Below are 12,781 nucleotides of genomic sequence, written 5' to 3' on the forward strand. Positions count from 1 at the left end.
TAAAGGGCTGTCTGAAAAGGCAGCCTTTTTTCTTTTTTTCATCTTCGTTTATTCCCCCTCTTGTAGTGCCTTCAGTAATTTGATTTAGAAATAGTTTATGACTTTCCCTTCCATTTTTCTATGATTTCATGCTCCCTTTTCTCGCTGATTCCAAAAACCAATTCGCTTCCTTCTTCAAGAATGAACCTCTTTTCCTTAAAGGAATCGTAACTTGTTTTAACCGTTTCCCGGTAGTCCGTAAATGTTAGGCCGGCCTTTATAGCGTTTTCATTACTGATCTGATGGAATCCAGGTTCGGGATCGGATGCTACAGGTATCCAAAAGGGTATTTGCATAAAGGGTTCAAGTTTCATTTCAGTTATCAAAAACCCGGCATCCATCCATAGGATATTTACTGGACTTTTTAGCGTTTCCTTAGCGCTAACGAGCATCTCTTTATAGCCCATTTCAGTTGCAGGGCCAACCAGATTGAAGTACCCCGTTTTACTGTGCGCTACACAAGTATTGACAAAACGTCCAATATCTTTGGCATCAATGAATTGGACCGGATCGTTGGCATTCGGGGCTAGAATTTCAGTGCGGTTCATTATGCGATTTAGGACATAGGTTCCAAAGGGCCCGGAATCCCGATCCCCAACAATGGCACCGGGCCTTAATATGGTAAAGTTATCGGGGAATTCTTCCTCCACCACCTTTTCGCACAGTACTTTGTTAAGATTATAATTGCCAGGCTCATAGTGGGTCCCTTTTCTTCTTGGGGAAGATTCATCCATTCCAATTTTCACATAATTGGCATATACGGCAATGCTTGATATGAAAACATAGTGTGTGGTTCGCTTTTTAAGAATATGGACCGCATCCCTAACAAGTTGCGGATTTTGTGGCCAAACATCGATGACCACATCCCAATCTTCCTCCAAGTTGCCTAAATTGGAATATCCCGAAATACCTTTTTCACGGTCGCCCTTTATTTTTTTCAAATGCGGAAATAAATGGGGATTGGTAATACCCCGGTTAAATAGGGTTACCTGGTGTCCTCCCCTGAGAAGCGATTTCACTATGGCTGGACCCAAAAAATTAGTTCCCCCCAAAACCAGGACCCTAAGGCTGGACATGGATTTGAATCTCGAAAAAACCATGGTAGACGAAAGTGCCGCGATTCCAGAGATTCCCAAATTCCTGATAAATTCCCTTCTTTTATTTTTCATCCCATATTGAATTTTAGTACCCTTTTCTTCTTCCAATGTATCATTTCTGTAAATGGTTTTTGGAGCAGCGGTTTCAACATGGGCCTAGGAATCACGGACGCCTTGAAAAAATGCATCTATTTAATTTGTCCCTAATTTGATGTGGCTTGTACCTGTTTTATGGCGTTTCGTACCTTTCATCGCCAATTTTATCGTTTTAAGTGTAGATTGGATGCTATATTTCAAGTCGTGTACAAAATTTCAGGTCATCTTCTATTCTGGCTTTTATATGTTAGTTTCACTGTGGCCATCTACTATGTACAGGAACCAAATTTGGGGCTTCATATCGTTTATGAACTGGCTTCGCTGCCTGCGAAACTTATTAGCGTTTACGTAACCCTATATTTTATCCTGCCCAACTTCTTACTGAAAAAAAAGTACGTTCAAGCGGCCATACAATTTGGCCTAATACTCCTCATAGGTGTTTTCCTCTTACGGATGTTCGTTCTAAAAACGGTATATCCATTATACTTCCCGGAAATTGAGAATGCACTGGTACCTGATGATCTGGCGAAGTTGGTCTCCCCATTCCTCGATTTGATCATTGTGTCCTCCTTAGCCGTCGTCATCAAATTATTGAAGGATCGGGAACAACAGGAACGAAATCGGTTAAGTCAGGAAAAATCGAATATCCAGAATGAACTGCAACTGCTGAAATCCCAACTACATCCCCATTTTCTTTTCAATACATTAAATGGACTGTACGCCCAAATATTGAATAATCCCAATAGCGCTGCAGAGATGGTGATCAAGCTGTCGGATTTGTTGCGTTATATAATTTATGAGGCAAGAAGTCCAGTGGTCAATGTTGATGATGATTTGGAATGTATTAAAAACTATATTGCCCTTGAACAGGTGAGATATGGTACAAAGTTGAAATTAAGTTGGTCCATTACCGGGGCAACGACCAATAAAAAAATTCCGCCATTGCTCCTCTTGCCCTTTATTGAAAATTCATTTAAACACGGTATTTCAAAAGACTACAAAAAATGTTGGATAAAATGTAAAATCAATTTGTCCAATACTATGCTGGAGATGGACTTGAAGAATTCCATGGTTCCCTATCATCAGGAAGAAAGCGGTATGCATGGAATCGGTATTCAAAATGTTGAGCAACGATTAAAATATAATTTTCAGGAGCGATTTCATCTGACAAAAAAAATGTCGCATGATTGTTACCATATTATGTTGAAAATCCCTATCGTAAAACCATGAAATGTGTAATTATTGATGATGAACCCCTTGCAATTGATGTTTTAACAAGACATATCAAAAGCACCGATGGACTTACCCTGGTAAGGTCCTTTGAAAATGCCTTTGAAGCGCTTTACTATGTACAAACACAATCGGTTGACCTTATTTTTTTGGACATACAAATGCCGAGGGTCAACGGGCTGCAATTCATTAAAATCTTGAAATACCCCCCCAAGATTATAATTACAACGGCCTATAAAGAATATGCCTTGGAAGCTCTTGAGCATTCTGTGGTGGATTATTTATTGAAACCCATTCCCTATGACCGATTTCTTAACGCGGTTGGCAAATCCATGGAATCGCCTCCTATTCGTAGGGTTTCTGCGCCTACAAACCAAGTTGCGGAAAACAGGTATTTCTTCTTAAAGGAAGGAAGTATGTACGTAAAAATATATGAAGATGACATTTGCTATTTGCACGGCGACAAAAACTATTGCACCATACAACTTAAGGATCATAAAATAAGTGTAAGGGGGAATTTGAGCTACTACGGGAACCGATTTTCCAGGGATGGTTTTATGAGGGTCCATAGGTCTTATTTTGTTTCCCTGAACCGTATTGATAGATATGATTCGGATTCCCTTTGGATCAATGGAGATTGTATTCCAATAGGGAGAACGTATAAAAAACCCTTAATGGACTGGCTAACAAAAAGAACGCTGTGACGGATGTGTCGTTGAAGATGTTGGATCAATGATGCCATTGCCACTTTATCAGGTTTGTTGATCAAAGTAGCCCCGGACCGTTTATCGTCCAATCAATCCGCTTGTGCAATTTGCCCCGGCTCCCGGACAAGTTTTACCTATTTTGGAGCATAACTATAAACCCGCTCCGCAGTATCGACCAAAGGCTGACAGGGGTGTACTCCTGCGGTAGTACCTCCACTAGTGCGCGATTAACGAAGCGCATCGCGTTCCAAAATGGCAGCAGCGTGGGACCTCCAAGTTTCAACCTAATTTTACAGTTTTATCCCAATCGAGTGAACGACAAACTAACCATAACAGAAGAAACAATAACCAGTAAAATTTACGTCATCAGGGGTCAAAAGGTCATGATGGACAGGGATTTGGCGGAACTTTACCAAGTGGAGACCAAACAACTCAAAAGACAGGTCCGAAGGAACATCGATCGATTCCCCGAAGATTTTATGTTTGAACTTGATAAAGAGGAGTTCCAAAGTTGAAGGAGCCAAATTGGCACCTCAAGTTGGGGCGGCATACGGTATGCGCCGATGGCCTTTACGGAACAGGGAGTGTCAATGTTATCCAGCGTACTCAACAGTCCAACGGCCATACGGGTCAACATCCAGATCATTAGGGTGTTCACCAAGATACGGGAAATGCTCACCGACAACCTGAACCTGCGCCTTGAAATCGAAGGGATAAAGAAGAAGCTGGCCGACCAGACCAAGAACATCGAACTCGTCTTTAGCTATCTGGACGAGCTGATTGAGAGGAAGGAAAATCCCAAACCAAGGAACAAAATAGGGTATAAGAAGTAATCCTTGGGCCCCCGCTGGTGCGTAATCAGCGCATCGCGTTCTCAAAATGGATTTTCCACTTATCGTCCAATCAATCCGCTTATGCAATTTACCCCGGCTCCCAGACAAGTTTTACCTATTTTGAAGCATAACGATAAACCCGCTCCGCGTTACCGGCCAAAGGCGGACAGGGTTGTACTGCTGTGGTATGATTTTTTTAAAAGCTTTGATAACAATAGGACTAAGCTACTTCGCATCAGATGCGAACTTATTACAGAAATCTGTACAATCAGATTTTTTTTATTTGGAGCTCGCATACTCCGATTAGGATTTTTTCAAAAAGGGAAGTATCGTTTTTAAAGAAAGAAAATATCCCTAGAAGCGAAGAAATGACACCTATAAAACCCCAGAAATCCATGACACAAATAAATGTACAAAACTTGATATCACAAATTGTGATGTCAAGAAGCAATCTTTGAAAATCAATTAAAACATGAGCGAAAAACTGACCATACCAGAAGAAGTTGTAATCAGCAAAATCTACTTCATCAGAGATTTAAAAGTAATGCTGGACAGTGATCTAGCAGAACTTTATGGTGTTGAAACACGGGTGCTGAACCAACAGGTCAAAAGGAACCAAGCGAGGTTCCCCAATGATTTTATGTTCCAATTGACAGAAATTGAATGGACAGCCTTGAAGTCGCAAAATGCGACCACAAGTTGGGGAGGAAGGAGAAATCCACCATATGCCTTCACGGAACATGGCGTACTCATGCTATCAAGTGTGTTGAACAGCAAAAGGGCCATCGCCGTCAACATCCAGGTCATGCGGATATTTACCAAGATACGGGAAATGCTCACCGATAACCTGAACCTGCGCCTTGAAATCGAGAAAATCAAAAAGAAGCTGAACAACCAGAGCAAAAACATCGAACTTGTCTTTAGCTATCTGGATGAACTGGTCGAGAGGAAGGAAAATCCCAAACCAAGGAACAAAATAGGGTATAAAAAGTAATCCCAGGGGCCTTTCTTTTTCCCCGATCAATCGTTTAGCTTAAGTACGGCCATAAACGCCTGTTGTGGAATTTCCACATTTCCTACCTGCCGCATCCGTTTCTTTCCTTTCTTTTGTTTTTCCAATAACTTTCGCTTTCGCGAAATATCACCCCCATAACATTTGGCGGTGACATCTTTTCGCAACGCCTTAATGGTTTCCCGGGAGATAATTTTGGATCCAATGGCCGCTTGGATGGGAATATCAAATTGTTGTCTTGGAATGAGTTCCTTTAACTTTTCGCACATTTTTTTGCCAATGGTGTGGGCATTGTCAAAGTGCACCAAAGCAGAAAGGGCATCCACGGGCTGCGCGTTGAGAAGGATATCCACACGGACCAGTTTGGAGGTGCGTAACCCTATGGGCGTATAATCAAAAGAGGCATAGCCTTTGGAAACGGTTTTCAATCGGTCGTAAAAGTCGAATACAATTTCCGCCAAAGGCATATCAAAGGTGAGTTCCACCCGTTCCGTGGTCAAATAGGTCTGATTGGTAATCTGTCCCCTTTTATCAATACAAAGGGACATGACATTGCCCACAAAATCCGACTTGGTAATGATGGTGGCTTTAATATAAGGCTCCTCCACACGATCTAGGGTAGAGGGATCGGGCAGGTCCGAAGGATTGTTCACAATCACGATTTCCTCCGGATTCTTCTTGGTATACGCATGGTAGCTTACGTTGGGAACCGTGGTAATGACCGTCATATCAAACTCACGTTCTAAGCGTTCCTGGATGATTTCCATATGCAGCATCCCCAAAAATCCACAACGGAAGCCAAAGCCCAATGCCGCACTGCTTTCTGCGGTAAAGACCAGGGAAGCATCGTTCAGTTGTAGTTTTTCCATGGAGGAACGTAGCTCCTCAAAGTCTTCGGTATCCACGGGATAAATTCCGGCAAAAACCATGGGCTTCACATCTTCAAATCCGGCAATGGCCGCTTTGGAAGGATTCTCGGTCAAGGTAATGGTATCCCCAACCTTCACCTCCCGTGCATCCTTGATTCCCGTAATCAAATAGCCCACATCCCCGGTCGATATCCTCGCTTTTGGCTCTTGGGTGAGTTTTAAGGTCCCTATTTCATCGGCGGAATAGTCCTTTCCCGTAGCCATGAACTTGATTTTTTGCCCTTTTCTCAATTCGCCGTTCAGGATCCTGAAATAGGTTTCGACTCCTCGAAACGGGTTATAGACGGAATCAAACACCAAAGCCTGCAGTGGTGCATTTGGGTCACCTTCCGGAGCGGGGACGCGCTCAATAATGGCCGCCAATATGTCTTCGATACCAATACCGGTTTTGGCACTTGCTGGAATGACCTCATCGGGGGAACATCCCAATAGATCTACAATATCATCGGTGACCTCATCCGGATTGGCGCTGGGCAAATCCACTTTATTGAGGACGGGAATGATTTCCAGATCGTTTTCCAATGCCAAATATAAATTGGAAATGGTCTGTGCCTGAATACTTTGGGCGGCATCAACGACCAATAAGGCCCCTTCACAGGCGGCAATGGAACGTGATACTTCGTATGAAAAATCCACATGGCCCGGAGTGTCGATAAGATTAAGGACATAGTTCTCCCCCTGGTACACATATTCCATTTGGATGGCATGACTTTTTATGGTGATGCCCCGTTCCCTTTCCAGATCCATATTGTCCAATAGTTGGTCCTGCCTTTCACGCTCGGTAACCGACCCGGTAAAATCCAACAACCGATCGGCCAGGGTACTCTTACCATGATCGATATGGGCAATGATACAGAAGTTTCTAATATGCTTCATTTAGGGAGCAATTTTGGCCGCAAAGATAGTTTATTTAACGGCCTTTTATCATGCGGGCCAACGATTCAACACCCACTTTTGGATTATTTCTTAGCTTTGGCATTCAACCCAAACGCTAGATGAGAACCTTGTGGCTTACCCTGATAACGGTTTTTTCCGTTGTCGGAATTTCCATATCGCAAACTTTTGAGATTTCTGGAAAGGTCATCAATAGTACCAACGAAGTCATTCCCTTTGCCAATATTCTATTGCTCAATTCGGCAGACTCCACTTTTGTAAAGGGGACTTCCGCGGATGAGAACGGTTTTTTTAGTTTAAAGGAAGTGGCACCGAATCTATATCTGCTACAGGCAAGTTATGTGGGAAGGGGATCCAAGCCCCTGGCCCTGGACATTGCGTCCAATGTAAAACTGGGGGCGCTTGTCATACCCCTGGAATCCGAACGTTTGGATGAGGTCGTGGTCACGGCCAGAAGACCCACCGTAAAACGTTTGGCAGATCGCGTGGTATTCCAGGTGGAAAATACGGTGGTTTCCCAGGGGAATACCTGGGATATCCTAAGGAATACCCCGGGACTTATTGTGAACCGGGATCAACTGAACATCAGGGGGAAAACGGCAAACGTCTATCTCAACGGCCGAAGGGTACAGTTATCCCCGGATGAGGTCAAGGACTTTTTTGAAGGCCTTACGGGTACTATAGTGCAGGCGGTGGAAATGTATGCCAACCCTCCGGCCAATTTTGATGCCGAGGATGGCGCGGTAATCAATATTATCACGAACAAAAACGTGGCCCCTGGATATAAGGGAAGTATTGATGGTAGCGTTACCCAGGCGATTTTTCCAAAGTACAATATAGGAACCAGCCATTATTTCAAGACCGATAAGCTTAATCTTTTTGCGAATTACAATTATAGCGACAAGAAAAACAATGCGGATTTGGAGAAGGAACTCAATTTTATAGATCAGACCAACTCCGTTTTTTCCCGATGGCGGAACGAGGAAAATGAGGTCAAGGAGATACAAAGCCATAGCATTAACCTGAATTTGGACTATGAGATCGATGCGAAAAACAGCCTAACGCTCACCTCCAATGTGTTGCTTGCCCCAAACCAGGAATGGAGACGTGACCTTTCTTCGGAAATCAGGAATGCGCAAAACCAACTGGATTCCACCTTTACCACCAATAATATTGGTTTTGAGGAGGAGAACAATATCGCATTCGACCTTTCCTATGTGAGGAAACTGAAAAAACCGGGGGCCAGGCTAACGGTAAATGGACATTACACCCATTACGAGGACAATTACCAACAGCAGATCAATTCGAATTACTTTGACGATACAGGGGCTTTTTTGCGGGATTTTGGTTTTCGGACAACTGCAGATCAGAACATCCAGATTTTTACGGGACAAATGGATTATCAAACCCCAATTGGTACCGCTTCATTGGAAGCGGGGACCAAGATTTCCGTAGTGGATTCTGAAAGCCGTATCGATTTTTCCGATTTTGACGAAACCAGTGAAACCGTTAATCCTGCGCTATCGGATATTTTTTTATATGACGAAAAGGTATATGCCGCATATGTAAGTTATGTGCAGAACTGGGAGAAATGGTCCGTTAAATTGGGAGTTCGAGGAGAGCTGACGGATGCCTCCGGCGTATCGGAAACCTTAAATGAAACCAACACCCAGGATTTCTTTGAACCCTTCCCTTCCGTTTATGTGCTCTATTCCCCCAATGAAAAGCACAGCTTTTCCTTTGATTACGGCAGGAAGGTGGAACGCCCCCGATACAATGACCTGAATCCATTTCGGTATTTCTATAATGAGAACGACTTTAAGGAAGGAAACCAGCGCCTGCAACCTAATTTTTACAATAATTTCAACTTGAACTACACCTTCAATAGCGAATACTTCTTTGATTTTTACTATCGGGACAACGGGAATTACATCAGTGCCCTGGTATTTCAGGACAATGACGCGCTAACACTTCGGGAGTTCAAACAAAATGTCATCGGGAGCATCTCCTATGGGCTGGATTTTACCCTTAGCAAAAGCATTGTTGACCCCTGGTTTCTGTACGCGTATACGTCAGTATTTTATGAGGAGGAAACTTTTTTGGCCATCGAAAGCGGTAATGTGGAATTCACCAATTCCATTGATGGGTTTTACATTTATCTAGCGAATTATTTGACCCTTTCCCAGGATGGGACCTGGACCGGAGAAGTCACATTCAGCCACTTTTCCCGATATCTTTTTGGGTCCTATGTCCAATCGCCCAGCACCAATCTCACCCTTGGCCTACGAAAAAACCTTTGGGACAATAGAGCTGCGGTTTCCGTTGCCGCGGAGGATTTGCTGGGCCTTGCCAACCCTACCTATACCTCAAGATATTTAAATCAGGACAACGCTTTCCTGCTGGTTCCCGAAACCCAGTTTGTGCGTATAGGATTTACCTACAACTTCGGCAATTTTAGACTCGAGCAAAATAGGCGTGAAATTGAAAAGGATGAGCGCGAAAGGCTTGGAAGATCATCTAATCCTTCCACTCAGCAATAAACAAATTCGTGTCCCGTGTTCCCCCATTATTGCGGTTACTGGAAAAGGCCAGGTACTTCCCGTTATTGGAAAAAACAGGGAAAGCGTCAAAGGTTTCCCCATGGGTGACCCGCTCTAAATTCTTTCCATCGGTACCGATCAAATACAGGTTGAAGGGAAATCCACGTTCCGCTTCAAAATTGCTGGAAAACAAAATCTTTTCCCCCGATGGATGAAAGAAAGGACACCAATTGGCATTGCCCAAAAAGGTCAGTTGCCGTAAATCACTGCCATCCGCATTACAGATAAAAAGCTCCATTTCCGTAGGCTGTACCAAACCCTGGGCCAATAATTCTTTATATGCTTTCACTTCGGCTTCCGTTTTTGGTCGGGAAGCCCTAAAGATCAACTGGGTACCGTCCGGTGAAAAGAACGCCCCGCCATCGTATCCCAATGCATCCGTAATCTGTTTTACATTGGAACCATCCAAATCCATGGTATAGAGTTCCAAATCGCCACTTCGGTCCGAAGTAAATACAATTTTGTCCCCCTTTGGTGAAACTGTGGCCTCGGCATCATATCCCGGCTCATGGGTCAATTGTTTTACGATGGTACCTTCCAAATCGGCCACAAAAATGTCGAAGGAATCATAGACCGGCCATACGTACTTGCCATTTTTTCGCAAGGGAACCTCAGGACATTCGGCATCGACCAAATGGGTCGATGCGTATAAAATATGTTTGTTGTCCGGCATAAAATACGAACAGGTGGTACGTCCCATCCCGGTACTCACCATGGGAGGCCTTAAGGAATCAAATACCTGGGTGCGTTCCATTGTAAATATCTGATCGCAGCCCACGTCCCATTGCCCATAATTGGATTGGAACACCAGCATACGGTTGTCAAAACTCCAATAGGCTTCGGCATTATCGCCTCCAAAAGTGACTTGCCGTAGACTTTTAAAGTGCTTCTCTTCCGGGTACACCAAAGGAATACTGTCCGTTTCCATCGTCTCTGAAGCTATTGGTGGTGCTTTCTTTTTATCCACTTGCTTACAGGAAAATAGTACAGTGATGAGTAGAAGGAACAAGGGAATTCTGTACATAGATGCGTAATTTTGTACTAAAATACAGCATCATGAAAAAAATAGTTGGGTTTTGTGTTTTGGTCTTGTTCCTCGTGTGCTGCAAAACGACTGTTGAACAACCCAGCCTAAAGGAAGATGTCGCTTTTTTGGCTTCGGACGCTTTAAAGGGAAGGGCCACGGGTTCTACGGATGAAATAGAAGCGGCCACGTATTTGGCAAAACGACTGGAATCCATGGGCTACGATTCCAAAGGAGGGGCAGGGACCTATTTTCAAACCTTTACCTTTAAAAACAAACGTGACCCACATCAGGAAATCCAATATGTTTCTGCTGGGGACAGTACCATAACGGGGACCAATGTTATGGGATTTTGGGATAACAAGGCAGAAAAAACCATTGTCCTGGGCGCGCATTATGACCATTTGGGAATGGGTGGCGAAGGATCCCTGTACCGGGGAGAACCCGAAATCCATAATGGTGCGGATGACAATGCCAGTGGTGTGGCGGCCATCCTAAAACTTGCCCATCACTTGAAGGACAGCCTTACGGCAACCAATATTATGGTCCAATTCTATTCCGGGGAGGAGTTGGGGCTTTTGGGATCGAACTATTTCTGCAAAAACCCTACAATCGATTTGGAAAAGGTCAGCTATATGATCAACCTGGATATGGTGGGGAGGCTTCGCGAGGACAAAACGCTATCCATTAGCGGAGTGGGCACTTCCCCTATTTGGAAACAGACCCTTAATGCCAATAACAATGGGTTTAAGCTGGTCTTAAATGAATCCGGTGTGGGCCCCTCCGATCATACTTCGTTTTATTTACAGGATATTCCAGCGCTCCATTTTTTTACGGGACAACATGAGGACTACCACAGGCCCACCGATGATGCGGATAAATTGAACTATGATGGGATGGAACAGCTTGTGGCGTACCTCACATCCGTTTGTATGGATTTGGACAAGGGTTCCAAACTGATGTTCAAAACGACCAAAAATGAAAGTGAGGAAGTCCCTCGATTTAAAGTGGGGCTCGGCGTAATTCCCGACTATTTGTTCGATGGAAAGGGAATGCGGATCGATGGAATAAGCGAGGACAAACCCGCTCAAAAGGCCGGACTTCAAAAAGGGGATGTGGTCATTCAACTGGGTGATAGCACGGTAACGGATATGATGAGTTATATGCGGGCGCTTTCTTCCTTTGAAAAAGGGGATGCCACCAAAGTAGTTATCGACAGAAATGGGGAAAAAATCGAAGTGGAAATTCAATTCTAATACGCTAATAACTTCATTTAGAGCGGTATACTTTTTTTGATGTATTTTTGCAACCCAAAAAGAACAAAGCTTTGCCCAAAATAGGAGACATAGAACTACCTGATTTTCCCTTGCTTTTGGCACCCATGGAAGATGTGAGTGACCCTCCTTTTAGGGCACTCTGCAAGGAAAATGGAGCGGATGTGGTCTACACGGAATTCATTTCTTCCGAAGGGCTCATTCGCGATGCGGCCAAAAGCGTCATAAAACTGGATATTTACGAAAAGGAACGCCCTGTGGGGATTCAAATCTTTGGTGCGGAACTGGATTCAATGTTGCAGGCCATAGATATTGTTGAGCAATCAAATCCGGATATTATCGATATCAATTTTGGTTGTCCGGTAAAAAAGGTGGTTTGCAAAAATGCCGGAGCAGGTATTTTGCGTGATATTCCGTTGATGGTAAAATTGACCGAAGCCATGGTAAAGCGGACCAAACTTCCAGTAACCGTAAAAACCAGGCTGGGATGGGACAGTGATTCCATCAAGATTGTGGATGTTGCGGAACAACTTCAGGATGTGGGGATTCAAGCGATTTCCATACACGGAAGGACACGGGTACAGATGTATAAGGGCCATGCTGATTGGAAGCCCATTGCAGCGGTAAAGAACAATCCACGGATGCATATCCCCGTCTTTGGCAATGGGGATGTGGATACTCCAGAAGCTGCAGTTAGGATGCGGGATGACTTTGGTCTGGATGGGGCCATGATCGGGCGCGCCAGTATTGGCAACCCCTGGTTTTTCAATCAGGTAAAGCACTATTTTGAAACCGGGGAACACCTGCCTTCACCCACCATGGAAGCGCGTGTGGAAGCCGCCCGTCGCCATTTGCAGATGGCCATTGATTGGAAAGGGGAAAAACTGGGTGTTTTTGAAACCCGCCGTCATTATACCAATTATTTCAAAGGGATTCCGCACTTTAAGGAATACCGAATGAAAATGGTTACAAGTGATGATTCGGCTGATGTCTTTGCCGCTTTTGATGAGGTGTTGGAGAAGTTCGGGGACTTTCAATTTGCATAA

Annotated in this window: 11 protein-coding genes; 8 read left to right on the forward strand and 3 right to left on the reverse strand. The window is 44.0% G+C overall.

The genetic code is table 11. The features are described from left to right. Window positions 1-95: 95 nt before the first annotated feature. The gene (locus L0P88_RS10140; RefSeq protein ID WP_247134469.1) at window positions 96-1,208 is read right to left on the reverse strand and encodes an NAD-dependent epimerase/dehydratase family protein; all 1,113 of its coding nucleotides are present in this window, start codon (window positions 1,206-1,208) and stop codon (window positions 96-98) included. Window positions 1,209-1,436: 228 nt separating this feature from the next. Here L0P88_RS10140 and L0P88_RS10145 point away from each other — a divergent pair, with 228 nt between their 5' ends. The 5 genes from L0P88_RS10145 (at window position 1,437) to L0P88_RS10165 (ending at window position 4,996) form a co-directional block, all read left to right on the forward strand. Then, window positions 1,437-2,462, forward strand: a complete 1,026-nt coding sequence (locus L0P88_RS10145) for a sensor histidine kinase (protein WP_247134470.1) — start codon at window positions 1,437-1,439, stop codon at window positions 2,460-2,462. Continuing rightward, window positions 2,459-3,166: a LytR/AlgR family response regulator transcription factor gene (locus L0P88_RS10150; protein WP_247134471.1), complete on the forward strand. Its 708-nt coding sequence runs from the start codon at window positions 2,459-2,461 to the stop codon at window positions 3,164-3,166. The genes L0P88_RS10145 and L0P88_RS10150 overlap by 4 nt, the downstream gene beginning before the upstream one ends. A 314-nt stretch (window positions 3,167-3,480) precedes the next feature. Further along, a complete protein-coding gene (locus L0P88_RS10155; RefSeq protein WP_247134472.1) occupies window positions 3,481-3,684 on the forward strand; it encodes an ORF6N domain-containing protein in 204 nt (67 codons plus the stop codon). A gap of 75 nt (window positions 3,685-3,759) precedes the next feature. Next, the gene (locus L0P88_RS10160; RefSeq protein WP_247134473.1) at window positions 3,760-4,002 is read left to right on the forward strand and encodes a hypothetical protein; all 243 of its coding nucleotides are present in this window, start codon (window positions 3,760-3,762) and stop codon (window positions 4,000-4,002) included. A gap of 472 nt (window positions 4,003-4,474) precedes the next feature. Beyond that, window positions 4,475-4,996, forward strand: coding sequence for an ORF6N domain-containing protein (locus L0P88_RS10165; protein ID WP_247134474.1), 522 nt, complete (start codon window positions 4,475-4,477; stop codon window positions 4,994-4,996). 26 nt (window positions 4,997-5,022) lie between these two features. Here the strand turns inward: L0P88_RS10165 and lepA are convergent, their stop codons facing one another. Beyond that, window positions 5,023-6,819, reverse strand: coding sequence for a translation elongation factor 4 (gene lepA / locus L0P88_RS10170; RefSeq protein WP_247134475.1), 1,797 nt, complete (start codon window positions 6,817-6,819; stop codon window positions 5,023-5,025). A gap of 119 nt (window positions 6,820-6,938) precedes the next feature. On the opposite strand from lepA, the gene L0P88_RS10175 reads away from it, so the two are divergent. Beyond that, complete coding sequence (locus L0P88_RS10175; RefSeq protein ID WP_247134476.1) at window positions 6,939-9,377, forward strand: outer membrane beta-barrel family protein; 2,439 nt, start codon at window positions 6,939-6,941, stop codon at window positions 9,375-9,377. Here L0P88_RS10175 and L0P88_RS10180 read toward each other — a convergent pair. Next, the gene (locus L0P88_RS10180; protein WP_247134477.1) at window positions 9,355-10,461 is read right to left on the reverse strand and encodes a TolB family protein; all 1,107 of its coding nucleotides are present in this window, start codon (window positions 10,459-10,461) and stop codon (window positions 9,355-9,357) included. The two genes, L0P88_RS10175 and L0P88_RS10180, sit on opposite strands and share 23 nt — an antisense overlap. A gap of 32 nt (window positions 10,462-10,493) precedes the next feature. Here L0P88_RS10180 and L0P88_RS10185 point away from each other — a divergent pair, with 32 nt between their 5' ends. Both L0P88_RS10185 and dusB read left to right on the forward strand, forming a co-directional pair. Next, complete coding sequence (locus tag L0P88_RS10185) at window positions 10,494-11,717, forward strand: M20/M25/M40 family metallo-hydrolase (protein ID WP_247134478.1); 1,224 nt, start codon at window positions 10,494-10,496, stop codon at window positions 11,715-11,717. Window positions 11,718-11,788: 71 nt separating this feature from the next. Further along, on the forward strand, window positions 11,789-12,781 hold the full coding sequence (gene dusB / locus L0P88_RS10190; protein ID WP_247134479.1) for a tRNA dihydrouridine synthase DusB: 993 nt from the start codon (window positions 11,789-11,791) through the stop codon (window positions 12,779-12,781).

Origin of the sequence: Muricauda sp. SCSIO 64092, assembly GCF_023016285.1 — a bacterium.
Taxonomy (GTDB): Bacteria; Bacteroidota; Bacteroidia; order Flavobacteriales; family Flavobacteriaceae; genus Croceivirga.